25 protein-coding genes are annotated in these 25,142 nt (G+C 58.8%); 9 read left to right on the forward strand and 16 right to left on the reverse strand.

The window, feature by feature from the left end; genetic code table 11:
- Positions 1 to 15 precede the first annotated feature (15 nt).
- Both ACFE72_RS01415 and ACFE72_RS01420 read right to left on the reverse strand, forming a co-directional pair.
- The gene (locus ACFE72_RS01415; protein ID WP_375411260.1) at positions 16 to 783 is read right to left on the reverse strand and encodes a glycosyltransferase family 2 protein; all 768 of its coding nucleotides are present in this window, start codon (positions 781 to 783) and stop codon (positions 16 to 18) included.
- 240 nt (positions 784 to 1,023) lie between these two features.
- Complete coding sequence (locus tag ACFE72_RS01420; protein WP_375411261.1) at positions 1,024 to 3,438, reverse strand: glycosyltransferase; 2,415 nt, start codon at positions 3,436 to 3,438, stop codon at positions 1,024 to 1,026.
- A 320-nt stretch (positions 3,439 to 3,758) separates the two neighbouring features.
- On the opposite strand from ACFE72_RS01420, the gene ACFE72_RS01425 reads away from it, so the two are divergent.
- Positions 3,759 to 6,122, forward strand: a complete 2,364-nt coding sequence (locus ACFE72_RS01425; protein ID WP_375411262.1) for a glycosyltransferase — start codon at positions 3,759 to 3,761, stop codon at positions 6,120 to 6,122.
- Positions 6,123 to 6,147: 25 nt separating this feature from the next.
- Here the strand turns inward: ACFE72_RS01425 and ACFE72_RS01430 are convergent, their stop codons facing one another.
- Positions 6,148 to 7,086 (reverse strand): hypothetical protein, encoded by a 939-nt coding sequence (locus ACFE72_RS01430; protein WP_375411263.1) that lies wholly within the window; start codon positions 7,084 to 7,086, stop codon positions 6,148 to 6,150.
- Between the two features lie 533 nt (positions 7,087 to 7,619).
- Here ACFE72_RS01430 and ACFE72_RS01435 point away from each other — a divergent pair.
- Positions 7,620 to 8,576 (forward strand): NAD-dependent epimerase/dehydratase family protein, encoded by a 957-nt coding sequence (locus tag ACFE72_RS01435; protein WP_375411264.1) that lies wholly within the window; start codon positions 7,620 to 7,622, stop codon positions 8,574 to 8,576.
- Between the two features lie 30 nt (positions 8,577 to 8,606).
- Here ACFE72_RS01435 and ACFE72_RS01440 read toward each other — a convergent pair whose 3' ends face one another.
- On the reverse strand, positions 8,607 to 9,554 hold the full coding sequence (locus ACFE72_RS01440; protein WP_375411265.1) for a fumarylacetoacetate hydrolase family protein: 948 nt from the start codon (positions 9,552 to 9,554) through the stop codon (positions 8,607 to 8,609).
- Between the two features lie 228 nt (positions 9,555 to 9,782).
- On the opposite strand from ACFE72_RS01440, the gene ACFE72_RS01445 reads away from it, so the two are divergent.
- A complete protein-coding gene (locus ACFE72_RS01445; RefSeq protein WP_375411266.1) occupies positions 9,783 to 10,535 on the forward strand; it encodes an SDR family NAD(P)-dependent oxidoreductase in 753 nt (250 codons plus the stop codon).
- A 155-nt stretch (positions 10,536 to 10,690) separates the two neighbouring features.
- Here ACFE72_RS01445 and ACFE72_RS01450 read toward each other — a convergent pair whose 3' ends face one another.
- Both ACFE72_RS01450 and ACFE72_RS01455 read right to left on the reverse strand, forming a co-directional pair.
- Complete coding sequence (locus ACFE72_RS01450) at positions 10,691 to 11,680, reverse strand: Bug family tripartite tricarboxylate transporter substrate binding protein (RefSeq protein WP_375411267.1); 990 nt, start codon at positions 11,678 to 11,680, stop codon at positions 10,691 to 10,693.
- Positions 11,681 to 12,066: 386 nt separating this feature from the next.
- The gene (locus tag ACFE72_RS01455; protein WP_375411268.1) at positions 12,067 to 13,236 is read right to left on the reverse strand and encodes a zinc-dependent alcohol dehydrogenase; all 1,170 of its coding nucleotides are present in this window, start codon (positions 13,234 to 13,236) and stop codon (positions 12,067 to 12,069) included.
- 142 nt (positions 13,237 to 13,378) lie between these two features.
- Here ACFE72_RS01455 and ACFE72_RS01460 point away from each other — a divergent pair, with 142 nt between their 5' ends.
- Positions 13,379 to 14,164, forward strand: a complete 786-nt coding sequence (locus ACFE72_RS01460; protein ID WP_375411269.1) for an SDR family NAD(P)-dependent oxidoreductase — start codon at positions 13,379 to 13,381, stop codon at positions 14,162 to 14,164.
- 10 nt (positions 14,165 to 14,174) lie between these two features.
- On the opposite strand, the gene ACFE72_RS01465 is transcribed toward ACFE72_RS01460, so the two are convergent.
- Genes ACFE72_RS01465 through ACFE72_RS01475 form a run of 3 tightly spaced genes read right to left on the reverse strand, consistent with a single transcriptional unit; the run spans position 14,175 to position 15,111 of the window.
- Positions 14,175 to 14,603: a DUF3147 family protein gene (locus tag ACFE72_RS01465; protein ID WP_375411270.1), complete on the reverse strand. Its 429-nt coding sequence runs from the start codon at positions 14,601 to 14,603 to the stop codon at positions 14,175 to 14,177.
- Entirely contained in the window at positions 14,603 to 14,950 is a 348-nt protein-coding gene (locus ACFE72_RS01470; RefSeq protein ID WP_375411271.1) for a hypothetical protein, read from the reverse strand. Before ACFE72_RS01470 ends, ACFE72_RS01465 begins: the two co-directional genes overlap by 1 nt.
- Entirely contained in the window at positions 14,947 to 15,111 is a 165-nt protein-coding gene (locus tag ACFE72_RS01475; protein WP_375411272.1) for a DUF6496 domain-containing protein, read from the reverse strand. The genes ACFE72_RS01470 and ACFE72_RS01475 overlap by 4 nt, the downstream gene beginning before the upstream one ends.
- A gap of 102 nt (positions 15,112 to 15,213) precedes the next feature.
- Here ACFE72_RS01475 and ACFE72_RS01480 point away from each other — a divergent pair, with 102 nt between their 5' ends.
- Positions 15,214 to 15,528 carry a hypothetical protein gene (locus ACFE72_RS01480; protein ID WP_375411273.1) on the forward strand — a complete coding sequence of 105 codons (315 nt, stop codon included), beginning with the start codon at positions 15,214 to 15,216 and terminating at the stop codon, positions 15,526 to 15,528.
- An 85-nt stretch (positions 15,529 to 15,613) separates the two neighbouring features.
- Here the strand turns inward: ACFE72_RS01480 and ACFE72_RS01485 are convergent, their stop codons facing one another.
- The 4 genes from ACFE72_RS01485 to ACFE72_RS01500 form a co-directional block, all read right to left on the reverse strand.
- The gene (locus ACFE72_RS01485) at positions 15,614 to 16,174 is read right to left on the reverse strand and encodes a hypothetical protein (RefSeq protein ID WP_375411274.1); all 561 of its coding nucleotides are present in this window, start codon (positions 16,172 to 16,174) and stop codon (positions 15,614 to 15,616) included.
- Positions 16,175 to 16,221: 47 nt separating this feature from the next.
- Positions 16,222 to 17,112, reverse strand: coding sequence for an SDR family oxidoreductase (locus tag ACFE72_RS01490; protein ID WP_375411275.1), 891 nt, complete (start codon positions 17,110 to 17,112; stop codon positions 16,222 to 16,224).
- A 355-nt stretch (positions 17,113 to 17,467) separates the two neighbouring features.
- On the reverse strand, positions 17,468 to 17,959 hold the full coding sequence (locus tag ACFE72_RS01495; RefSeq protein ID WP_375411276.1) for an HAD domain-containing protein: 492 nt from the start codon (positions 17,957 to 17,959) through the stop codon (positions 17,468 to 17,470).
- Between the two features lie 344 nt (positions 17,960 to 18,303).
- Complete coding sequence (locus ACFE72_RS01500) at positions 18,304 to 19,230, reverse strand: DUF72 domain-containing protein (RefSeq protein ID WP_375411277.1); 927 nt, start codon at positions 19,228 to 19,230, stop codon at positions 18,304 to 18,306.
- A 162-nt stretch (positions 19,231 to 19,392) separates the two neighbouring features.
- Between ACFE72_RS01500 and ACFE72_RS01505 the strand changes: the two genes are divergently transcribed.
- Positions 19,393 to 20,226, forward strand: a complete 834-nt coding sequence (locus tag ACFE72_RS01505) for a phytanoyl-CoA dioxygenase family protein (protein ID WP_375411278.1) — start codon at positions 19,393 to 19,395, stop codon at positions 20,224 to 20,226.
- 102 nt (positions 20,227 to 20,328) lie between these two features.
- Here ACFE72_RS01505 and ACFE72_RS01510 read toward each other — a convergent pair whose 3' ends face one another.
- Genes ACFE72_RS01510 through ACFE72_RS01520 form a run of 3 tightly spaced genes read right to left on the reverse strand, consistent with a single transcriptional unit; the run spans position 20,329 to position 21,781 of the window.
- A complete protein-coding gene (locus ACFE72_RS01510; protein WP_375411279.1) occupies positions 20,329 to 20,538 on the reverse strand; it encodes a hypothetical protein in 210 nt (69 codons plus the stop codon).
- 16 nt (positions 20,539 to 20,554) lie between these two features.
- Complete coding sequence (locus ACFE72_RS01515) at positions 20,555 to 20,953, reverse strand: hypothetical protein (protein ID WP_375411280.1); 399 nt, start codon at positions 20,951 to 20,953, stop codon at positions 20,555 to 20,557.
- Positions 20,954 to 20,977: 24 nt separating this feature from the next.
- Positions 20,978 to 21,781, reverse strand: coding sequence for a sterol desaturase family protein (locus ACFE72_RS01520; protein WP_375411281.1), 804 nt, complete (start codon positions 21,779 to 21,781; stop codon positions 20,978 to 20,980).
- Positions 21,782 to 21,972: 191 nt separating this feature from the next.
- Here ACFE72_RS01520 and ACFE72_RS01525 point away from each other — a divergent pair, with 191 nt between their 5' ends.
- The 3 genes from ACFE72_RS01525 to ACFE72_RS01535 are packed head-to-tail and all read left to right on the forward strand — an operon-like array spanning position 21,973 to position 25,142.
- On the forward strand, positions 21,973 to 23,247 hold the full coding sequence (locus ACFE72_RS01525) for an ABC transporter substrate-binding protein (RefSeq protein ID WP_375411282.1): 1,275 nt from the start codon (positions 21,973 to 21,975) through the stop codon (positions 23,245 to 23,247).
- A gap of 3 nt (positions 23,248 to 23,250) precedes the next feature.
- Positions 23,251 to 24,132 carry a branched-chain amino acid ABC transporter permease gene (locus tag ACFE72_RS01530; RefSeq protein WP_375411283.1) on the forward strand — a complete coding sequence of 294 codons (882 nt, stop codon included), beginning with the start codon at positions 23,251 to 23,253 and terminating at the stop codon, positions 24,130 to 24,132.
- Positions 24,129 to 25,142 (forward strand): branched-chain amino acid ABC transporter permease, encoded by a 1,014-nt coding sequence (locus ACFE72_RS01535; protein WP_375411284.1) that lies wholly within the window; start codon positions 24,129 to 24,131, stop codon positions 25,140 to 25,142. Before ACFE72_RS01530 ends, ACFE72_RS01535 begins: the two co-directional genes overlap by 4 nt.

The raw sequence follows: 25,142 nt of genomic DNA on the forward strand, positions 1-25,142 counted from the left end.
TGCGGTCGAAATATCCTATCGGGCAAAACGGAATTTGAAAATGTACCAGAACGCCTTGAGCCCGTCCTTCCAATCGATCTTTTTGCCTTCGGCGTAGGTGCGACCGTAATAGCTGATTCCCATCTCGTAGATCCGCCATTTGCGCTGCCTTGCGATCTGTATACTGAGCTCGACTTCGATGCCGAAATCGTTGGCAGTCAGCCGAAGTGATCGAAGGACGTCGCGCGTCATCATCTTGTAACAGGTTTCGATATCGGTCAGCGTCTGGTTGCAGCAGATATTGAATAACGTAGAGATCAGCCGGTTGGCCAAGTAGTGATGATAGTACAGCGAACGGTGCGGTCTGCCGTAAAAACGTGAACCATAGACCACATCCGCCACTTTCCGCACGGCAATCAGGTTGTACATCTCCCGCCAGTCGTTGGGATCGTACTCCCGGTCGGCGTCCTGCACCACGACAACGTCGCCGATGACATGCGCGAAGGCGGAACGCAACGCGCCGCCTTTGCCCAAATTCACCTTATGGAATATAACCTCGATCGTCACGGAGGCTTCGTCGGTTGCGATGAATTTAGGCTTCCCGTCCAAACCGACATCGATGCTCATGCCGGTCCTTGTCCCGTCGGAAAACTGCTGCCGCAGCCACTCGCGCGAGCCGTCCTTCGAGCAGTCATCGACGACGATAATCTGTTTCGCGACTCGCGGCAGAACCCTCACCAGCGTTGCCAGCACTCCGCCGAGGGTATCGATTTCGTCGTAGACGGGAACGACGATGGAGAGCATGGGCTGATCCGTTCGGAAGACGTTGAAGGAAACTCGAGGAGAAGCCAGCGATAGCGGGTTTCTGTAAGGCATGTCGCCATGCTTGTCATGCCCTGCTGGTGGATTAGCGATCTAGGCATGCACCAGGCAATGCTACATCACAATCTGGGATGAAGACCGCTTCCATCCGCTACCTGCTCCGAATCGTGCGGGTCCAGGTAGCATGGTGCGGCATGGCGCTTTGTCATGGCAGGAAGGCGGTTAACCTCGCTGATTGGCCATCAGTCTTGCTACTTCACCGTAGAGCCTGCCAAGTTCTATTTCGGAGCCCATAAGGTAATCTGCCAGCGGTTCCAGCATCGAGCAGGGCAGCCGCCTTACCGTCGACGCTATGACGCGGGCGTTGTCATAGCGCCGCGTTGTGCGCAACATGCTGTTCGGCCGAACGCGATACCACACCAGGGGCTCTGGCAAACTCAGCAGGCGAAATCCAGCGGTTACGACGCGTAGATGCATCTGCCAGTCTTCGAACGCGGTGCCATGCAGTTCATGAAAATAGCCGATTTCGTCGAAAACTGCCTTTCGATAAATTCCTGACGCGTCGCCAAAGCAGTTGTGGATGGCGCCAAGCAGGACAGGACCGCCGGAGAAAAACTGATCCGGGCCGCAATGTTCACTATCGAACTGGCGACCCTCGGGCGAATCATGGAAGTGCCTTATTCCGCAGGTGACGACGCTGGCGCCCGTCGTCAGTATCGCTCGCCGCAGGGTTTTTACCATGTCGGGAAAGGGAATGTTGTCGTGGTCCAGCAGGATGATAAAATCGGTCATTGCAGCCCGGATACCGGCATTTCGGGCGGCGCCGAGATAAAGATTTTCCTGACGAAGCAAGCGAAGATTCAATATTTTATACTTGTCTTCAATCGTTGCAAGATATTGCGCCGCCGCTGCGCTTTGGCTGCCGTCGTCGACCACCAGCACTGAAAAATTCATCTCCGTTTGCGTCGTCAGGGCGGTCAGGGTTTCATCAAGCAAACCGGGCTGCTCGAAATGCGGGATGACAATGGTGACGTCGTTCGCAGAAGATCCCTCATCGCTCCGCACGATCAGCCGATGTTCCGGGTAACGCATCTTCTGAAGGGCGCCAAGCCAGCCATCGGCCTTGGAGGACGGCGTATTCATGGCTTCCGGGAAAGAAAATGCCTGGCGGATTTGCCACCCCGCTTCCTCCATCCACCGCGCAATCTCCTGCGAAGGCAGGAGGACAATGTCGCTGAGCTCGATTGCTTTCTGTTCGACGTATTCGGTCGCTATCGGCGTCGGATTGGTCGGGAATTCACCATTGCCCTCCCGTCGCCAGCGGGAGCTACCGAAAGCCACGACGCCCAGCAGCGTTTCTTCGAATGCCAAGCCGGCATGTTTTGCTACAACGCTGGCAAAGCCGAGTGCCTCGCGGTCCTGAAACAGCACCACGTCAAAACGGCACGAACGAAGGTTCCTGAACAGTTCCACGCTCGGCCGCAAAAAGGCAGGCTCGATTGTCGGTACGCTTGCGGCGCAATACCGAATATCCACGTGATGTTCTTTAAACGCCTCCGGTACGATGCCGACCGCTTCAGAAGGCGCTTGGACGATAGTGACGCTGAAACCGGCAGCGGCGGCGGCGTCGAGAATAACGTTCAGGTCGCTTGCGCCTTCATCGGGCATGCAGAACGCGCTGCCGACCAGACATAACGACTTCCGGGCGCGGGGAAGGTCGCCGGCTTGTGTGTCCGCGGGAACGGAGGCGTGGGAGTTGAAGTCCTCCGCCGGGGAACTCGACCGAACACCCATGCAAGCTTCTTCGAACGATCGTCCGACCGCGTCGAAAACGAGTCGATCCGGCTCTCGGCCGTCCTTGGTCCTGCACAATGCCGCATAAACCGGTGCGACCCATGAGGACCAGATGCCTGGACGATTTCCGACGTCGTCGGGCTCACACTGATGACGAAGCTCAGCTGACAAAAAATGGGTAATATCGCCTTCAGCCTGGGTGAGTGGCCGCGGCCATGAAACGTCAAGTTCCCGCGCCAACTGGTTTGCGACCTTGCGCCAGTCCTTCAACAAATCAGAGTAGAGGCAAAATGAACGTATGCTGCCCCTCGTGTAGCGCTCAGCCGCCAAAGTGTAACGCAACCAAAGCAGACCACCGCGCTCCAGCGGCCACATCTGCCCTGGCATGGCTTTGGTTTGGCGGTCCGCCAGGGATAGGGCGACCTCAACAGGATTGCGGGAAATAATTGTCGTCACACAACGCACGTTGAGTTGCGCTAGCGCCCGGCGCCACAGCGGAAACAACAGCGACGTCCGCGGATCTTTGAAGACGAACAGGCGCTCGTCAAGAAACTCCGTTGTGACGAGTTGTTTCATCTCTTCGACGAAACGAGCGGCCACCTCGGTTTGAAACCAGGTTTCGGTCGGCCCATACAGGTCGTTGACCGACGTTCGCGCCGTGCTCAGAATTCGGTCATTCAACTCTACAGCCGCTTCCGGTTCCCAATGACCGGTTTCATTACCGGGCCCGGGTGGATACACGTTGCGCGGCAGAGCCGCTCCCAACAAGCTGAGCACGCGAGTAAGCGCCGAAGTTCCGCTCCTGTGCATTCCTAAAACAAAGATGGCTGTACGATCACGCATTGTCGACGCTCGTCCACGCATCTGTTGCTGGGCGAAATTGAACCGCAGCCTTCCTCCTGCCGGACGGCCACATTTTCATCGCACTGGCCTGTTTGCTTTCGAGCGCACGTGTTCGAGATCTGGAAGAATACATCGGTCTTGCGAAGTTGCCTATAGCGTGAGCCCGCGCGCTGAATCCAACATCGTAGGTTACGATTTTTGCTTATCCCGCAGATCACTCAGTTTGTTCTTGATCTCCGGCAGCCGCCAAGGGATAATCGTCCGCCTCCAGACCTTCTTTCAGCGCGGCGCGAGCCTCCCACGACAACGAAAGCCGAACGGTGCCGAGCTACACGGCGATTTTTACTATTTGCTCCAACAACTATATGCCCTATGCGCGAACGCTTCTCGCGTCGGTCGCACGATACCATCCCGACGCGGTTCTATTCCTTGGCCTGGCAGACGAAAAGATCTCGTTGGACAATTTCTATCCGGAACGTGCCGAAGTGTTGCAGGCTCGTGATCTTCACATTCCTGATTTCCCGAGCTTTGCTTTTCAATATGACATATTGGAGTTCAACACTGCCATAAAGCCGTTCATATTCCTCGAGTTATTCGCGCGAGGCTATCGGAACGTGATATATCTCGACGCCGATATTCTGCTTTTTCGTCCCCTTACATCGGTACTCGATTCGCTTGCTGACGGCGCCAATTTCGTTCTCACGCCGCATCTGTGCAAGCCGGCGGAAGACAGTGATCAGAACGATATCTATATTATGCGCGCCGGCGCATATAATTTAGGCTTTCTTGGCTGTCGTTGGCATCCGGAGACGGAAGATATCCTCCATTGGTGGAGGCGTCATTTGCGATTCGACTGTATACGGAAAGTAGAAGACGGTCTGTTCGTCGATCAAAAGTTTTTTGATCTGGTGCCCGGCTTCACGTCCAGAGTGCATATTCTGCGAGATGCCACGCTAAATGCGGCTTACTTCAATCTGAATCAGCGTGAGCTCGGTTACGATGGAACGAGTTGGTCAGTCGACGGGCAACCGCTGACGTTCTTTCACTTCAGCGGAATCGATCCGGATGATCCGACGGCACTATCCAAATACACGCGACGTTTTCGAGGCGCGGACATTTCTCCTGCATTGGCCGCGCTGATCCGCTGCTATCAGGACCGGCTTCGTGCCAACGGGTTTGGCGCCGTCGGTTCGGAAAGCTACGCCTACGGACACTTCGCCTCCGGCACGCTTATCCCCCTGGCGGTGCGGCGCATGTTTCAAGAACAGCACGCCCCTTGGGGAGGTGATCCGTTTCAGACTTACGAAGAATTCATCCATCTGCCTGCCTTTGCCGCGCCGCGGCACGCGCCGACTTCACTGATAACCAACCTGCTTTATTATCTTTGGACCACCCATCCTTCGCTCACTCGCGCCTTTGATCTGGCGCGCGCGGAAAGCGCCGATGAATTCCTGCGCTGGTGCTTGAATAATTTGGTGGCGCATTTGCAGTTCGATCACCGTTTGGTTGAACCTGTGGCTGAAAGGACAGGTCAGCGTCCACCGTCGGCGGTTCGTCCTGCTGAGTCCAACGTGAAGCGTCCTGATGTGACGTTGGTTGGTTACTTCAAACTTACGGGTGGTATCGGCGAGGTGGCACGCCAGACTTTCCGTTGTCTTTCCCGCGGAGTCCTCACCGTTGACGCGCACGACATGTCGCCGACGCTGGAGGCTGATCGCCGGAACGAGACCAGCGGGCCTTCGAGATTCTCCGAACGCATCGAAGGCAGAGTTCAGATCTATAACATGAACGCTGACCAACTTTCGATTTTGGCGGCTGAGTTGCGAACGCGAAGACGTGACGATGCGTATCGTATCGCCGTGCCGTTCTGGGAGCTTTACGAATTTCCGGACGCCTGGCGCGAATCGTTCGACGAAATCGACGAAATCTGGGCTCCTACGCGCTTCATTCAGGCAGCCCTTGTGCGCAAGCTCTCCAGGCCGGTAATCAGGATGCCGATCGCGCTGACGTTCAAACCTCCCCATGCGTCGGATCGCGAGAAACTTGGTTTGCCAAAATCCAAATTCTTGTTCTTTTTTTCTTTCGACGTTCTTTCATTCTATGATCGAAAAAATCCCGCCGCGGTCTACCGGGCGTTTCGCAAGGCCTTCCCGCCGGGGACTGCCGCTAACGTCGGCCTTGTACTGAAATGCCTCAACGGGTCATTCGTACCGGCCAAGCTTGCCTCGCTGCACGGCGAGCTTTCCGACGACCCCGATGTGCTTCTGATTGAACAGACAATGTGCCGTGAAGAAGTACTCGCTCTTCTCAATGCCGTCGATTGCGTTGTCTCGCTACACCGCGCCGAAGGGCTCGGATTGCTGGTCTCCGAAGCAATAATGCTTGGTAAGCCGGTCATTGCGACTGACTACTCTGGAACCACCGAACTCGTCCTGCCCCAGACCGGCTTCCCCGTCGAATATCGATTGATCCCTGTCCTGGAGGGGCAATATCCTCACGCGGCGGGGCAGTGGGCGGAGCCGGACGAACTTCATGCGGCCTGGCTTATGCGTCGTGTCTACGCCGAACCGGATGCGGCGGCCCAGAAAGCACGACGGGCGCGCGACCACCTTGAACAAAATTACGGCTTTTCGGCCGTCGCGGCGAAGCAGGACGCCCGCCTCAGTAAAATTCGCCTGAAGTAAGACGAGTTCTATTTCGCGTTTTTCATTAGGGTCTGTTGCGCTTGAGCAGGCGTCCGATAAAGCGCAGTGGTCGGGTTACCCTCCAGGAGGTCGATGCCAGGATTTCTCGGTGAAGTTCCTCCACATGCTCGAGGGCCTTCAACCCGGTAATTGTGGAGTTCAATTGCGCCAATTCGCGACTTTGGTCCGCAACTTGTTTTTCAAGAGAAACGGTTTCGATCTGGCTCTGCTGCAACTCCGCTATAGCACGCAACGCCTGCTCGAGCTCGCTTGTGCGGCTGGCGAGTTGTTCTTCGAGCATACCGCTCCGTTCCGCCGCTTGGTGCAGGTTCGCGATGATCATGGAAGATTGCTCGAGTTCGCCTGTGCGGCTGGCGAGTTGTTCTTCGAGCACACCGCTCCGTTCTGCCGTTCGGTGCAGGTCCGCGATGATCATGGAAGATTGCTCCAGCTCGCTTGTTCGGCTGGCCAACTGTTCTTCGAGCACACCGCTCCGTTCTGCCGCCCGGTGCAGATCCGCGATGATCAGGGAAGATTGCTCGAGTTCCCTTGTGCGGCTGGCAAGCTGTTCCTGGAGGAGATGGTGATTTTCCATCACCTGGCGCAAGTCCGCGATAGCGGCGGATGATTGCTCCAGTTCTCTTTCCCGGCCTACGATCTGTTCCTTGAGAATAAGATTCTGCTCATGACATCCGCACAAGTCGGCGATCAGACAGGACGATTTCTCCAGTTCCCGGACATAGCCCGCGATCTGTTCTTTGAGGAGCGCCTTCTCCTCCTCGCCCTGGCGCAGTTCCGAAATGGTCCAGCAGGTTTTTTCCAGATCGCGGCTTTGTTCGGAAATTTGTTCCCTGAGGCTGATCACAGAATTGCGCAATTTGTGCTGTTCAAACCGCTCGTTATTCAATGCATGCCGCAAACGCGCGTTCTCTTGGTGCAGCACGTTGTACGTATCGAGCAGCATGACGCTCTCTTGACGCCAATGGTCCACACTCGCATTGGCTGGCTCGCTGGAAGCTCTCGCGACCGCATTCATCGGCGTTTCATTTTGCGCAGATTCGCTCACGGATGCACCTTAGAGGGCTTCATGCTCGCCGCAGTTTCATAACCACTGCCGCGCCAAACGTCGGGCGCACAGTCTCGAATAGCGCACCCAGATGTTGGTATGCAAGGCAAGACCGACGTTGATTGCATGATACTCAATCCAAATATTGCCCGCAAGCCGGGGCGATACGCGATGTCGGATCACAGATCCGGCGTTCGAGCGTTTCTTCGGTTAGCGAGAGCGTGGGTAGCGACGTATAGAGGTATGAAGGCGTATAGGGCTGCGTAAAAATAAAGCAAATGTCCGGGCCATACGGTTCCGTCGAGCTAAAAGGAAGCGCGTTTTTTCTTGGCAAGCATCGCTTCGTCTGATGAATAGACGATGCCGTCATCAATCCGCTGAGGGCGGCCCATTAGGCGGAATATGCCTGATGCTCTACGAAGGAACTGGAATTGTCTCCGCTTCACGGTCGAATTCTTGTCACCGGATCGAGCGGCCTCATCGGTCGCGCGGTGATCGAGAGAATAAAGGCAGACACATATGCGGCTGCCGTGCGGTTCGACATATGCGATCGCGACCCGGCCGCACACCGGGATTTACGCGACGAAGATGCTGTTGAGCGCGCGCTGGCCGACGTAACAGGTATCATCCATCTCGGAGCAGTGTCGCGTGTTGTATGGGCAGAGCAGTCGCCGCTCAACTGCTGGCAAACCAACGTCGAGGCAACTCGAAGGATTTTGAAGCTTGCCCTCAGGCTTCCGCGGCAGCCGTGGTTCATCTATGCGAGCAGCCGGGAAGTGTACGGTCAGCAGGTCGAACTGCCGGTATCCGAGGCTGCCCCGCTCAATCCGATGAACGTTTACGCACGTTCGAAATACGCAGCCGAACAGCTCGTCTGGCAAGTGCGCGACGGCGGCCTTCGAACAGCCGTGATCCGGTTCTCAAGCGTATATGGTGACGTCGATGATCACTCTGATCGCGTTGTTCCAGCTTTTGCCTCCGCGGCGGCGTTTGACGGCACAATGCGACTTGACGGTCCTGATTGCACCTTCGACTTTACCCATGTCGCCGATGTGGCGCGGGGAGTGATTGACCTGTCGGTGCTGCTATCGGCAGGTGAAAGGAATCTGCCTCCGCTTCATTTCGTGTCGGGGATCGGGACGTCGTTACGAGAGCTGTCCGAGATGACGAGCGGCGCCGCGGCGCGTTCCCGAACGGTTGTCAAAATCGCTCCGCCCAGAACGTTTGACGTCACGCGTTTCTGGGGGGACCCCAGCCGCGCCGCGGCGATATTGGGATGGCGATCCACCATCCCGGTTCGGGAAGGGATCAGCAGGCTGGTTGCCGACTATATCGCCCATGCAAGGCCAGCCCATGGCGAGGCAAAAAACGACCATCCTTCGATCTAGTTTGGTCCGTCGGTGGCTGGAACGCAGCAGTCACTTCGCATATCTGCCCGAAAGCTGCGGGGTGACGTCCGGATACATGCCCGGGGTCTTCTCCTGCGCCTCTTCGTGCATCTGAAGGCGGGTTTTGCGCGCCCAGCCGCGCTTGAGATCGTCCTTGACGTCGAACTTCAACCGGCCGAGCCCTTCGGTTTCCAGCTCGATCGTATCGCGGTCCATGAACGGATTGAGACCCCGGTGATTGGTGCCCGTGGCGACGATGTCGCCGGGGTGCAGCGTATGGATGGTCGAAAGCCAGGCAATGCACTTGCCGATGTTGTGGCCCATATCGTCGGTGTTGAAGTTCTGCATCAGTACGCCGTTATTCCATAGCCTGATTTGCAGCTTCAACGGGTCCTTGATCTCGTCGGCGGTGACGAGATAGGGGCCGATCGGCGCGAATGTGTCACGGCTTTTCATCTGGAAAAACACGTTTCCCGGCGGCGGCAATCCGCGCGCCGAACCGTCGACGAAGTTCATGTAGCCAAAGATGTAGCTCATGGCCTCGGCTTCGCTGACATGGCTGCACTTCCTGCCGATGACGACCGCGATCTCGGCCTCGCCCTCGAAGATCGTCGCCGGCACATCCGGCAGGACCATCGTGTCGCCATGTCCGATGATCGCGCTGGGCGATTTCTGGAAGGCGTTGATCGGCGCCGGCGTGTTACGCGTTCCATCTTCCAGGTAGTTGACCGCCATGCAGTCTATCGTGCGCGGACCCGGCACCGGCGGACGGATACGCACGCTCGACACCGGCACTTCCCCGCCGCGCGCCGCCGCCTCCTCGAGCCGCGGCTTGTAGCTGTCCCAGTGCTCGATCAGACCGTTCATTAGATCGCCCGGGCCGGTATGCGGAATGTCCTTGACCGCGGCGCTGACATCGACCACGGCGTCGTTTTTCAGCACGCCGAGCTTGAAATCATCGAAATACAGTAACTTCATGGTGTGCTCCTCACCTATTGTGTCGTGCCTGTGCCAGGCCGCCGGTCGCCGCGCCGTTCTCTCCGGCGACGAGCTTATACGCTTCTGGACGGCGGTGCGTCTGACCATTCGAATTAGTTGTCGAGTAACGGACGGCGCAGCCGGCCCTATCGGATGGCGCGGCAAGGGATTAAACGGGTGGGAGTGGTTGCGATGCGACAACGCATTCGCAGTAAGGGAGAGAAAACGATGGATCTGAAAGGCGCGGTTGCACTGGTGACGGGCGGCAATGGCGGGCTGGGGCAGCGCATCTGCCACGCGCTCGCGCAGGAGGGCGCTCATGTGGCTGTCATGTATGCCCGTAGCCGCGACCAGGCGGAAAGCGTCGCTGGCGAACTGACGTCGCGTTATCAAATCAAGGCTCAAACTTTCGCCTGTGACATAACCGACGCCGCGGCCGTCGATCGGCTGGTAGGCGAGGTAACGCAGGTCTTCGGCCGCCTTGATATTCTGATCAATGACGCCGCTTACAACGTCTCGATCCCCTTCGGCGATCTCGACAGTCTGACGCCGGAGGTATGGAACAAGGTCATGGCCATCAACCTGACGGGGCCGATGCGCCTGACCAAGGCGGTAGCCCCTGTCATGAAGGCCCAGGGACGAGGCCGCATCATCAACATAGCTTCGGTAGCAGGGCTCAGCCCCACTGGCTCTTCTATCGCCTACGCGGTGTCGAAGGCGGGGCTCATTCATTTGACGCGTTGCATGGCGGTGGCGCTGGCGCCCGAGACGCTCGTCAATTGCGTGGCACCTGGCCTGCTGGACGGCACTCGCGCGACAGCCAATCTCCGGCCCGAGCAGATCGAGCGCTCCGCATCGGGCTCGCTCCTGAAGAGGCCAGCCGACAAGGACGACTGCGCCGACATGGTGGTCGCCATGTGCCGCACCGAGACTATGACCGGCCAGACCGTCGTCATCGACTCCGGACGCATCTTCCACTGAGACGCCGGCTTGACTACACAGTTCGAACGGCTCGTTCCAGGAGGTGAGGCAGAATCCCAGAAACGCCTTTGTAGCGGTAAACTGGCTTTCGGGGCCGGCAGGTTTCCTTATCGCCAGCGTGGACGTCATGATGATGCGTGAGGTTTTCGCCACGGTTAGTCGAGCTTCAGCCCGAGCGATTTGACTACCGGTGCCCAGAGGGCAACGTCGGCGGCAAGGGACTGGCGGAATGTTTCGGGATTTGAATTGCTGGGAGCTTCCATACCCGCGTCGATCAACATCTGCCTGTAGGTCGGTTCGGCGAGCGCCATGCGCGTCGCCTGCGCAATCTGTTCGATTATTTCAATCGCCGTCCCGACCGGAGCGAGCAGCCCGATGGAGCCTGTGACAGTCAGTCCGGGGAAGCCCAGTTCACCCGCCGTCGGGAGTTCAGGCGCCGCGATGAGACGCGTGGGACTGGTCACGGCAAGCACCCGCAGCTTGCCGGTCCGATGGAATTCGAGCACCTGCCCGGTCACGCCCACGATGCCCATGGGAATTTGCCCGGCGACCAAATCTGCGATCGCTGGTCCCGTTCCCCGGTATGGTATCTGAACGATGTCGGATGTTCCCGCCAGGGATTTGAACAACTCACCGGTCAGATGCTGGATCGTGCCGACGCCGGCGTGCCCGTAGGACAGCTTGCCGGGATTGGCTTTCGCATAAGCGATAAGTTCGCTGAGGTTCTGAGCCGGCACCTCAGGATGCATGGCAATACCGAGGAAATAGACCGCCGCTCCTGCAATCGGAACCAGATCTTTGACCGGATCATAAAGCGGGCGGCTCTTGAGCAGGGTCTCGTTGACGTGCGTCTGCGTTCCTCCGAGCAGGATCGTGTAGCCGTCAGGCAAAGCGCGGGCGACGGCGGCTGCACCCAGCGAAGAACCGCCACCACCGATGTTTTCGACCACCACGGTGCCCAGCAGCGGCTTTATCCTTTCCGCCCATGGACGTCCGATGGCGTCGAACGCACCACCAGGCGCGAATGGGACCACGAGCCGGATTGGCCGCGTCGGATATATTTGAGCGACGGCCGGACGCGAGACGGCTGGCAGCACGGCACCCCCTGCAGCAAGATGCAGGAATGCACGGCGGGAAAGTTTCATGACGGTTCCTCAAGCGTTGCTGCGCGAGCGCAATCGCTAACGATGAAGCTGTGACGCCTCCCGTCAACTCCAGTGCCGCCAGTTGAAAGGGCTGGGGTTGCGGCAACTCGGTTGGCAGTCCGGCAATACTACACCGGCCGCAAGAATAGCTGAAAGGGCCGCGATGGCGCGACTTAAAGCTTGCATACGTCAAGGTTGTCCGTTCCATGTGGACTACCGTGACGTGTCGGCCCCGGTCGCTTCAGCAGCTTGCCCGCCGTTTCGCATGAATGTCATATGTGACGTACTGTCCACCACGTGCGATCAGCGCCGCACAGCCAGCCAGCGCAGGGTCCATCAGGACTCATGGAAACGTCGCTTCGTCGTTCCGAACAGGATTCATGCCATCAAGGCTTGATCACCACCTTGATGCAGCCGTCCTTCTTGTCGCGAAAAGTCTTGTAGAGCTCAGGACCTTCATCCAGCGACGCCCGGTGCGTTATGACAAAGGACGGATCGATATCGCCCTTTTCGATTCGCGCCAGCAGCATCGGCAGATAGTGCTGCACCGGCGTCTGCGCCATGCGGAAGGTGAGGCCGCGGTTGATGGCCGAGCCCATCGGAATCTTGTCGACAAAGCCCCCGTAGACGCCGACGATCGACACGGTGCCGAAGTTGCGGCAGCAATGGATCGCCTGGCGCAGCACATGCGGCCGGTCGGTACCCATGAAGGTTGCGACCTTGACACGGTCGATCACCGCGTCGAAGCCGGACATGGTGTCCGGCTCTGTGCCGACCGCATCGATGCAGGCATCGGCACCACGGCCGGCCGTCATTTCCTGTATCCGGTCGTAAATGTCCTCGTTACGAAAATCGAGCGTGATGGCTCCCGCTTCTTGCGCGAGCGCCAGCCGTTCAGGCACCGTATCGATGGCGATGACGCGCTCGGCGCCGAGTAGAAAGGCGCTGCGGATTGCGAACTGCCCCACCGGGCCGCAGCCCCAGATCGCGACGGTTTCGCCGCCTTTCAGATTGCAGAAATCAGCGGCCATATAGCCGGTCGGGAAAATATCCGACAGGAACAATACCTGCTCGTCGCTAAGGCCCTGCGGCACTTTGATCGGTCCCACGTCGGCAAAGGGCACGCGCAGATACTCGGCCTGACCGCCGGCAAATCCGCCAAGCAGATGGGAGTAGCCGAACAGGCCTGCCGGAGAATGCCCCCATAGCTTCTCCGCTATTTTTGCGTTCGGGTTGGAACGCTCACAACCGGAGTAAAAACCGCGCGTGCAGAAGAAGCACTGCCCGCAGGAAATCGTAAACGGCACCACCACGCGGTCGCCGACTTTCAGCGCCTTGTTTTCCGAACCGACCTCGACGACTTCGCCCATGGTTTCATGCCCGAGCACATCACCGCTTTCCATCCCAGGGATAACGCCGTCGAAAATATGAAGGTCGGAACCGCAGATCGCGCAGGCCGTGACCTTGATGATGGCGTCGCGCCCGTCCTCGATTCTAGGGTCCGGCACGGTGTCGCATCGGATGTCGCCTTTGCCGTGCCATGTCAGTGCTTTCATCATCATTCTCCGTGCGGTGTCTGGATGAAAGCCTCACGATGGCAACTTGTTCCTGAGCCGGCCTTTCAAAAGCGCTGGCGGAACAGGACGGGGCCGCGGCGGTTATGAATGTCGGAAACACCGACGTTCAAGGGAGTTCTATATGTCCGCCAGCCGACAATTCGCAATCGTCACCGGAGCTTCTACCGGAATCGGTCTGGAGCTTGCCAAGTGTTGCGCGCGCGAAGGCTTCGACCTTTTGATCGCGGCGGACGAAGCGGAGATACATGCGGCTGCAGCCGACATTCGCCGGCTTGGAACGAATGTCGAGGCGGTCGAGGCTGACCTATCGAACACAGAAGGCGTGGACAAACTGTACGCTGCCACCGCCGGCCGTCCCGTGGACGCGTTGCTTGCCAATGCGGGCCGCGGCCTCGGCCATGCTTTTCTCGATCAGGATTTTACCAGGGCGCGCCACGTGATCGATACCAATATCACCGGCACGGTTTATCTCATTCACAAGGTTGGAAACGATATGCGCCGGCGCAATGCCGGCAAGATCCTGATCACAGGTTCGATCGCCGGGTTTATCCCCGGTAGTTTCCAGGCGGTCTACAACGGTAGCAAGGCCTTCCTCGATTCCTTCTCCTTCGCGCTTCGGGAAGAGCTTCGCGATACCGAAGTCACCGTAACCTGCCTGATGCCGGGGGCCACTGAAACGAAGTTCTTCGAGCGCGCCGATATGATGGATACCAGTGTCGGCGTCGCCGAAAAAGACGATGCGGCGGAAGTCGCCAAAAACGGGTTTGACGCCATGATACGCGGCGACGGCGATGTCGTTAGCGGCATGAAAAACAAGATTCAGTCATCGGTCGCGAACGTCATGCCCGCGAGTGTTCTTGCAAGGCAGCACCGGAAGATGGCTGAGCCCGGCACAGCCAAAAAATAACGGCGGGAATTTACCGCGCCCGGCGTACGCGAAGCCAGATCCACCAGGCGGCCAACGCCGCCAGTGCCCAGACGCAGAACGCGGCCGCAAGCGCGATATGACCGTATGTTCCGACCAACAAATAGACGGCCGCGGCAAAGCCCAGCATTCCGAGACTGCCCAGCGCGGCACCGGCGGCGTCGAGCGCCGCCGCCTCCTGACCCCGGCGGTTGCCGGTCGCTCCGGCCTCGCGTTTGCGGCGCTTTTCATGAGACGAAATCAACGTTGCGCTGGCACAGAAGATGGCCGGCAGCGCGAGAAAAAGGCCACCCACCGACGGGCCAAACCACTTGGTCAGCACCCCCGTAAATACTGTCGCCGCACCCCCAAGCGCAAAGCGAACGACATATTCGTACCAGCGGCTGTCCTTGAGGGACGATGTCGAAACGCGCACCAGCATCAGCTTTGGCCCCCCAATATCGCAAGCATGCCGAAGGCAATCAGTAGCCAGAAAGGCAACGCGACGATGGTGGCCTTGAGTGCGTTCAATCGAAGCCGCAGCAGTAACTGACCGACGAGAGCGCTGTAGAGCAGCAACGCGGTCGCGCCCCAGATCATGGAATGGGCTTCGATAGCGGCATAGGCCCTGCCGTGCTGATTGAGCGCCAAACCCAGCGTCACGAGAGCAATCGAAGGCGCGGCTCCGAAAAGGCCTGCAAAGCTCTTGGGTCTTAAAAGATCCCCGAGAACGGCAAACGCCGAAACGACGATGCCTCCCAGGAAGAAGCGTATGACATACTCGCTCATTTCTTCTTCTTGGGCACCTTTTCGCCCGTCTTGCGGGCCTTGGACTGACTGATTGCCATAACCTGCTTGCGACGTTTCACCTTGCCGCTCTCGCCTCCATGGCAGCTCCTGCTGCCATTCTGACCTTCGCAAAAAGAGAACAACGGTAGGGACGGGATCAAAGTTCCATCTGCAAGGTTATGCGACGAACGGCCCCTCCCGACCTCGGGAACAGTCTTTTGCGACCAGCGTTTTCAAGTAGGGGCTTAACGGAGGAAATGACCATGAAAATTAAGACCATTGCGTTAGCCGCCGCATTTGCACTATCCAGCACCCTGGCTTTTGCGCAAGCCGGTAATACGGCGGGCGGCAGCTCCCAGGCCGGCGGGCCGGCGGCGAGCAAGACCACGACGGGCGACTCGATGAACGGCGGTACCACCGCAGGCGGTGGCGCAGCGATGAAGAACGGAGCCACGGGTAGCGTCGAGAGCAGTTCGATGCCTTCGGGCAAGGATGCCAGCACACAGGGCGCCAACACAGCCGGCTCGGCCGAGAAGAAGGGCGATGCAACCTCGCCCGGCGGAACCATGAAGAAGTAAGGATCGCCTGCGGTTTAGAGGAAAAGCCCCGTACAAAAACGGGGCTTTTTCCATTTCAGGCATTGGCAGGGCTCAAACAGCTCGACTATGGATTGATCTTCTGGAGCTCATTGAGCCGTACCAAACCGCTTTGGCTCGTGAATGTTAGCGTCTGATCATGGCTTTGAGCCTGGGCGACGCCGAATATTCTGTGATCGCCGGTGTCGTACAGCGTGACCCGCTGACCGTCCTGGATTGCCAGCCGCTTGGTTTGCGGAAACAGGGCGTAGCGAAGGGTGTTTTGCGCGCCGACGGAATTCGGAGTGCCGAGACCCGCCGGCCACCATTCATCGTTCCGCGCGCCCGAGCGATAGCTGACGTCGTCGCCGTGTCGATCATGGTTATCCTGGCGAATTCCCGCATTGCAGACATACGAAGCAAGTTCCGTGCAGATCGCTTCGAGTTTCGCCTTGAGGTCGCTGTTGAACATGTCGCCGACCATCGTCATGCCCGGCGACCATTGCGACATGCCTCCGAAATCGGGGTGGCTGAACTGCGCCATTCGTCCGCCACCCGAACTAAGCGCGCGCAGCACAGTCCGCACGGCATCCGTCGAAACGGAGTGCCGGATGGCAAGACGCGTAATCACAGCCTCGTCGGTTGTCATGTTCTATCCCTCAAGTGGCGGCCACTTCTTGATGACCAACGTGCAGGTCACGGCTGGCCGGATCCACCGGCCGAGCCGTAAACCTGACCGGTCGCGTAGCTTGCGTCCGCCGCGGCCAGTTGGACGTAGATCGAGCCGAGCTCGGCGGGCTGGCCCGCACGACCCAACGGCGTCTGGCCGCCAAATTTCTCCAGCTTTTCCATGGTCGCGCCGCCTGAAACCTGCAGCGGGGTCCAGATCGGACCCGGTGCGACAGCGTTGACGCGGATGCCCTTGGACGCCAGTTGCTTCGCCAACGACTTTACGTAGTTCATGGTCGCCGCTTTGGTCTGGGCGTAGTCGTAAAGATCGGGCGAGGGATCATAAGCCTGCTCCGAAGCCGTACCGATGATAACGGAGCCGGGCTTGAGATGCGGGAGGGCGGCTTTGATGATCCAGAACGGCGCATAGATGTTCGTCTTCATGGTCGCATCGAAATCTTCGTTGCTTATGTCCAAAATGGATGGGCGGGTCTGTTGCCGGCCCGCGTTGTTGACAAGGATGTCCAGGCCGCCCAATCCTTTGACCGCATCGTCAACGAGCCGCCGGCAAAAGGCTTCGTCGCGCAGATCGCCGGGAATGGCAACGCCGACGCGGCCTTCCGCCTTGATAAGGTCGATGACCTCCTTGGCATCCGGTTCTTCAGTCGGAAAATAATTGATAGCGACGTCAGCGCCTTCGCGAGCGTAAGCAATGGCTGCCGCGCGGCCCATGCCGGAATCTCCGCCGGTGATAAGAGCTTTGCGGCCCATCAGACGGCCAGACCCCCGATAGCTCTGCTCACCATGATCCGGGCGCGGGTCCATCTTGCTCGCGAGCCCGGGCCATGGCTGCGACTGTTGCTTGTAGGGCGGTTTCGGATATTTGTCGGCGGGGTTCTGCAGCTCCTGCGGGGCCATTTCAGTTTTTCCTTGAGCGAGCGATGGAGCGGCAACGGCTGCGAGGCCGAGGCCGGCCGAGCCGACGATGGTTCTTCGTGAAATTGTGGGCTTTTCCGACATGACCGATGCTCCCTGCGAGCACCGACAACGCTTGGGTAAGCCGAATGGTTTCTCGCGAATCGAAGATGCAGCCGCCATTTACGGAAATGAGGCGGAAGGCTCTGGGCGCTGCCGTTTCTTTCGTATTGACACAGGGGCGCATGAATGTTGCCCCAGCGGACGGCACCCGCTTCACGCACATTCGTTCAAAGCGGCATGGACTCATGGTGGCGAGGTTGCACCGCCCTGGCTGCGCATTTGTCGCAGCAGCTGCCTAGCTCTTGTCGCGTCCAAACAGCGCGTGGAAGTTCTGACCCAGCCGCGTGATCGCGCCTGCCCTCATATCCTGGTCGGTCCGACCGGCCAGAAACTCTTCAATTCCTTTGGCTATGTCGTCAGTCAATCCGGTTCTTGCGCTCGGTTGAAAGAGCGGAAGTTCGTCGAGACAGTCATTGGAATCGTCCAGCACAACGTAGCGCGTTGCGTCAAGATGGTTCCGCAGCCAGCTCCAGAGTTCGTCGCATCGGGGAGCTCCCGGCATGTCAGGGCAGACATCGTCGAATGGAACCTGATGATATGTCGCTGCCAGAAGCCCGACGGGGTCAACCCGCCAGGTAGAGGAGAGGACGACCGTCGCGCCGGTCGCTTGCACAAGATCGCGGAATCGGCAAAGCAGACGGTTGTCTACAACATAAGGAAAATGCCGCGGATTCGGGGTTGCGTCGCAATTAAGTACGCCGTCAATATCTAAAAATATCACTTTCATGACACTTCAATGGCGATGGACCGCAGTCGTTCCAAATTTTTGGAACGAGTTGCGGCCATTGTCATTAGCCACATATCGCAGCGCCCCAACACCAGGGGTTTTGCCAGCCGATAAGTACGCCGTCAATGACGGACGCTTTTTTCCGAAGGTCCGGCACGTGTTCTTTCTCTTCTCCAGCCGCCTGGGTTGCCTCGGTTCGCTGCTCATTTCCACGCTCGTCACCGTAGCGTTGCTGGTCCTTTTCGGAATACTGCGCTTCTGACCGTAGGCAGGTCTGCCTGGGATTCGGGTTTGCCGCCGCCGGCCGTAGAGGCGTCATCCTGTCCAGGCCGGTGTCATTGCACTCAGGAGTTGGCGTGATCGACCTTCCCCTGCGATGCCCCAGTGCACATGCGCCGAAGGGTGCCGGCATTTTTGGGGGCATGAGCATCGTTATCATTATTGAAGTAAATCCAGGCCCTCTTTGCTCCGCTTGCTTTAATCCTGCGAGTCCAGGTTGCAAGTTCGCTTTTGGAATAGTCGTGCCGATACCACCGCTTGGGGCCGTGCAGGCGGATATAGACTTCATCAGCGGTTCGGATCAGCTCGTCGGGCAGGCGCGGTCCGCTGCAGGAGCAGAAAATAATTCCGGCCTGCCGAAAGGCCTCGTAAACTTCCTTATTCCACCAGCTCGCGTGACGAAACTCCACGACGTTGCGACGTACGGGATCGAGCTGGCTTACAATCGCGTTCAGCCGGGCCTTTGTGTAGCGGTAGCTCGGCGGCAACTGGAACAGGAAACAGCCCATCCTGTCGCCCAATATATCCGCGATGATGCCAAAATCACGAACCAGAGTCTTGGTGCCCTTGAACCTTTTTATATGGGTGATGAGCTCGCAGACTTTCACAGTGTAAACGAACCTTTTTTTGCCGATCTGGCGGCGCCAGGCCTGGACGTTGGCAACGGTTGGCCAGGAGTAGAATGACGCGTTGATCTCGACGGTGTCGAACCGTTTCAGATAGTGCTCAAACCAGTTCTGCTGGGGCACACCCGCATAAAATGAATCACGCCATTTCCAGTAACGCCAACCCGAGCATCCGACATAGGTCGACCGCTTCAATTCAGACGGACCTTTCGCGCGCTTCGCTTCCATTCCGAGCCGGGCGGCGTGCATCTTTGCTGCGCGCCCGACATTGTCCGCCCGCTGCTTCTCGCGGCGGAGCTGCCGTCGCTGCCGCCGCTCTTCGGGCGTCAAGTCCTTCCAATTCGTTGTTCGGCGCGCGCGCGACATGATCTTCTTTCGCGAATATAACGAAGGAACAGGTGGAAGTGGTTCCCGGTCTTGGAGCGCGACCAGTCCGCCGCTTCTTGACAGAGCAAAACTGCAGGGCCAATTTCGTCAAAACGCTGGCCGCAAGCCTTGCAACGACAAACGAGAGAGTTGGAGGACTCCATGCCAAAATTATTGAACGAAAGCGAGGTCGAGACTTATCGCCGGCAGGGTTACCATTTCCCGATCGATGCATTGAGTGAGAGCGAGGTGGCCAGCTTCCGCAAACAGCTCGAAGACTATGAGGCCGAAAGCGGAGGCCCGATCAAGGGCGAAATGCGCCATCGCAGCCATGTGCTCTTCACCTGGATCAACGAAATGATCCGTCACCCGAAGATCCTCGACGCAATGGAAGATCTGCTCGGGCCGGATATCCTGTGCTGGAATACCAGTTTCTTCATCAAGGAACCGCACGATCCCGGCTTCGTCTCCTGGCATCAGGATGCCACCTATTGGGGCCTCGACTCCTCCGATGTTGCAACCGCCTGGATTGCAATGTCGTCGGCAAACAGGGTTTCCGGCTGCATGAAGTTCATTGCCGGCACGCACAAACAGCAGGTCCGGCACGACGACACCTTCGATGAGCACAACCTGCTGACTCGGGGCCAGGAGATAGCAGTCAAGGTCGATGAGAACAAAGCCGTCTATGTCGAACTGAAGCCGGGGCAGGCTTCGCTGCACCACGTACTGCTGTTCCACGGCTCGGAGCCGAACCGCTCCGACGAGCGGCGCATCGGCCTCGCGATCCGTTACATCCCGACCCGGCTGAAGCAGGCCGTCGGCCAGAGGGACTGGGCGACCCTGGTGCGCGGCAAGGACACCTACGGTCACTTCCTGCCCGAATACGTGCCGAAGCGGGACCTCGAACCCGCCGCGCTGGCGCACCACAAGATGGTATCCGAAGAGCAGGTGCGGGTGCTGTACCGCGGCACCGGCAAGAAAGCGTACCGCGCGTAGCGGAGGATGCGATTTGCAGAATCGGCAGTGCGAGCGAAGCAATCCAGAGCCGCGGCATACTGGATTGCTCGTCGCTTCGCTCTCGGCACGACGCATGCGCGCCTATCGCGGCGAATTCTCGCGGCGGACACCGCCGGCGGATTCGTCTCGCTTGACCTCAGGGAACAGCCACATCGAGAAAATCATGAAGAGGCCAAGGAATGCGACGGCGTATTGAATTCGATCGTGGCCCAATGTGTGCTGATAATAGGCCGCGAGTGCCGTCACCAGGACGACAAGCAGCGAAAGTCCAAGTTTGATTTTCACAGGCATTGCTGCAAGCTCCGGATCACGACGTGGCCGCCCAGGGCGGCCCTGCGACCTTAGCAAGTGACACGATAGCCAATATCTGAATGCCGACCAGTAAGATCAGCCCGGCCGGTCCGTCGCGAAACGATGGTGGCCAAGCCTCAAATAACCCCGGCGCAAACAGTACTACGAGCCCGGTTACGATAATCAGGCTGCTCCATTTCAATTCGGCGTAACCGTAAAACCCGGTGCTGACCATAAGCGCAGGCAGCAGAACGCCGTTACCTGCCACCAGCAACGTCGCCGTGCCGGATCGAGCCCGCTCCGGGCGCGATCGAAGTGGAAACATGCCGGCCACGACAAGAAACGCGATCATGCAGATCGTCGCGCACGCTGCGAACCAGATCAGCGAAACCCAGTTCGGCTCGATCGCCGCCATGGTCATTGCTCCGCGCCGCCGTGTCTATTCGGCGGGCGTGGCGAAACCCGCCGGATGCAGTTCGATTCCCGGTTTCGGCGTCCGCGATGTCCTTCGCATGTTGGTCTTGACGAAGCGGGTATCATAACCGTTGAGCAGGTGACCAAGCAGTCCGCGATCGAGGTCGGAGGTTCCGAACAGCCAATCCATCACCGGGAAGGTCAGGTTCATGTTGCGCTCCATCATGATCGACTGGTTGTGATGGGCGGTGTGATGCCGGCGGATGGTGTTGACGAAGGGTGCGTTGCGGACGAACCAGTTGTCGTCGACGTGGCAGCAGAAATGCATGAACTCGTAGATCAGGTACATCGACGTCGTGGTCGAGATCAGCAGCCAGCCGACATTGGGCGAGATCAGCCAACCCAGAGCCAGTGCCGGCGGGATCGACATCATGGTGAAAGTGACCAGCGCATAGGGGGGAAAAAAGGTCACGCGCCAGTCGTGATGGTCGGCGAAGCGCATCTCCTGCTCGGTAAAGAACTGGTGATGCATCAGCGTGTGCCGGTTATAGATCGCGCGAAAGGCCTTCACCTGGGACGGCCGGTGCATCACAAAGCGATGGATCCACCATTCGAAGAAATTCGCGAACAGAAATGTCACCGGCACGATCGCCAATTCCCAACGGCGCAGGCTGCCGACGTTGCCGAAATAAATCGACAGTGCGGTGAAGCCGATTACATAGATGACGAAGACATGAAGCCAGCCATTATACCAGCCCGCGATGCGGTAACGGTAGTTTGCCCGATAATCGCGCTGCCGTTTCGACATCGAACTTGAGGCCAATTCCATCGCGCCGTCTCCGAATTTCAATGCCCGGTTGCCAAGACTGATATATCACCAATCTATTAGGCCGACAACGGGCTTTTGGCCCGTGTTGACGACGGCTGCCTGAAAAAACCGCTTGCTGCGAAGTTGCTGATATATTTATGGTATGGCAACCGCGCACGGCAGATGCGCAATCGCTTTGGGGAGGGTTTCCAATGAAGCTGACGCGTCGCGACTTTTCCAGATTCGCCGGTGCCGGCGTGCTCGCCACGGCAGGACCTTCCGTTTTCTCCCCGGCCATCGCGCAGAACACGCCGCTCAAGATCGGCATTATCGCGCCGCGGTCAGGCGTCGTCGGAACCGCCGGCGAGTGCGGTATCCGCGCGGTGCAATGGGCGGCCGAGCGTCTTAACAAGGATGGCGGCATCGGCGGCCGCAGGATCGAGCTTGCGATCGAGGAAGAGACCAGCCCGAAGGATACGATCGAGCGCTTTCGCCGTCTGATTCTCCAGGAAAAGGTCGAGGCCGTTCACGGATTGCTGTCGACCGGCGTCAGCCTTGGCGTGGCGCCCGTGGCTGAAGAGGAGCAGGCGCTGCTGGTGATGTGGGACGGCACCACGCAGGACGGCGTCAAGGAAATGATGCCGAATCCGAAATACGTTTTCCGCTCCACCGACAACGAATGTGAAGCGGTGATGGGATCGCTGCTGGCGATCAAGCATTTCAAGGGCCAGTTCAAAAAGGTGGCTGGCATCAACCCCGACTATTCCTATGGCCGCAACAACTGGGAAGCCTTCAAGCAGATCCTCGCCCGCTACGGCGTCGAGGCCGAGTTCGTCGCCGAACAATGGCCCAAGGTCGGGACCATGGATCTGACCTCGCATATCGCAGCACTCAAGGCGTCGAAGCCCGATCTGATCTTCTCGTCGATGCTGTTCGCCGATCTGCCGGTGTTCATGAAGCAGGGCCATGCGGCGGGCTTGTTTGATGGCGTCAAGCTGGTGCTGCCGGCGGCGGGATGGCAGATCAACCTGCTCAGGAAGGAGTTCATGCCGGAAGGCATCATCTTCGGGCACAACACGCTGTATTTCGACCATCCGCAAGCCTCCGCGCTGCAGAAGGCGTTCGTGCAGGATTACATGGACCGCTACAAGGAAGCGCCGCACTGGGAAGCGGAGCGGGCCTATTTTGCCCTTATCACCTACAAGGCCGGCGTCGAAGCCGCGCAAAAGGCTGCGGGCAAATGGCCGACCAAGGAGCAGGTGGCCGAAGCGATGCCCGGTCTCGAGGTCGAAAGCTTCGGCGGCAAGGGCCGCTTCCGCAAGGACAAGATCGCCGAACAGATTTTCTACCAGGGCCCGTCGACCAACAACAACAAATACGATTTCCCGACGCTGGCCTCGATCGACTCCTACAGCGCCGAGCAGTTGCAAAAGCCGCCCGGCGTGGATTTCTGGGACTGGATCAAAAATGGGAAAATGCCGGTCTGAGGCATGACCGAGCTTGTGGACGTCGTCCTCGGCGGAACGTTCCACGCCGCGGTGCTGTTTCTTGTTGCCGCCGGGCTGCAGCTCGTGTTCGGCGTGCAGAAGATCGTCAACCTTGCCTGCGGCTCGTTCTATGCGCTAGGAGCGTATTTCGGCATCACCGCGGTCGGCATCGCGCTCAAACTTGGCATGCCGCCGCTGCTGTTCTTTCCGGTCCTGATCGTAGCCGGACTTGCGATCGGCCTTGTCGGGTTGCCGATCGAGCGTGTGCTGCGCACGATCTATCGCCGCGACGAGAGCTATCAGCTGCTGATCACCTTCGGTTTTCTGCTGATGTTTCAGGACGTATTCCGTTTTCTGTGGGGCGCGACACCGCGCAGCATGGACAACGTCTATATGGCCTACGGCACCGCGCATGTTCTGGGCGTGCGAGTGCCGACCTACAATCTGCTGGTGATCGCCGCGAGCCTGGTGATCGCGGTTGGGCTTGGCCTGTTTCTGGAGCGGACCAAAATCGGGCGGATCGTCCACGCCACGGCCGAAAACCGCGACATGGCGGAGGGGCTCGGCGTCAATGCGTCGAAAATCTTCGCGCTGGTGTTCACCCTGGGCTGCATGCTGGGCACCGTCGGCGGTGCGCTGGTGGTGCCGTCGGGCGCGGCCTCGCTCGATATGGCGGTCGAGCTGGTGGTGGAATCCTTCGCGGTGGTCGTTATCGGCGGACTCGGCAGCATGCGTGGCGCGCTGGTCGGCGCGCTGGTGGTCGGATTGATGCGCGCGGCGGCGATTTCGCTGATGCCCGAACTGGAGATGCTGTCGGTATATCTCGTCGTCGTCGTCGTGTTGATTGTCAGGCCGGCCGGCCTGTTCGGGAAGGCGACGGCGTGAGCAACCCGTCGATCGATATCGCGTCCCGGGATGTTGCGCGGCGAACCGCGCTGCGACCCAACGGTTTGTGGATTCTGCTGGGGTTGATCGTTATCATGGCGCTGCTGCCATTTGCCGCTTCGCCCTATGCGCTGCTGCTGATGCTGCCATTCATCGGCTACGGCATCGCGCTCCTGGGCTTCAATCTACTGTTTGGCAGCACCGGGCTATTGTCGTTCGGCCACGCGCTTTTTCTCGGCGTCGGCGCCTATACCGCCGCGGTGCTGACGTCGAAATTCGGTATCCTCAGCTTTGAGCTGTTGTTGATTACGGCTGCGCTTGCGTCGGGATTGATATCGCTGCTGGTTGGCGCTTTATGCGTTCGTTACACCAAAATATTCTTCGGCATGCTGACGCTGGCGTTCGGCATGCTGTTCCACTCCTTCCTGTTCAAGTTCTATCATCTTACCGGCGGCGACCAGGGCATGCGCGTGCTGCGCCCATTATTGCTCGGCATGGAATGGCGCGGCGGCAAGACCGCATTTTTGACCGGCCCGTTCTATTACTACGCACTGATTCTGTTCGCGCTGCTGGGTCTCGTGATGTGGCGCATCACCCGGTCGCCGTTCGGCCTGCATTTGCGTGCGATACGCGAGAATGCCGGCAAGGCCTCCTATGTCGGCGTGCAGATCTTCCGCATGCGGCTTGCCGCCTTCGTTATCTCCGCTGTCTATGGCGGCATCGGCGGGACAATCCTCGCAGTCACCACGGGATTGGCCGACCCCGAACTGGCGTACTGGACCCATTCGGGCAACCTGGTGTTCATGGCGGTGCTTGGCGGCAGCGGAACGTTTGCGGGGCCTGCGATCGGCGCGCTGGTGTTCGTGGTGCTGCAGGATTTCGTAATGTCGATCACGCAATACTGGCGCTTTGTGATGGGCGGCGTGCTGGTGTTGCTGGTTGTCTTCATGCCGCAAGGCCTGTCGGGCACCATCGAGTCGCTCGTCAACCGGCGAAACGGGGGGCGGTGA

Source organism: uncultured Bradyrhizobium sp., from assembly GCF_964252615.1.
Lineage (GTDB): Bacteria > Pseudomonadota > Alphaproteobacteria > Rhizobiales > Xanthobacteraceae > Bradyrhizobium.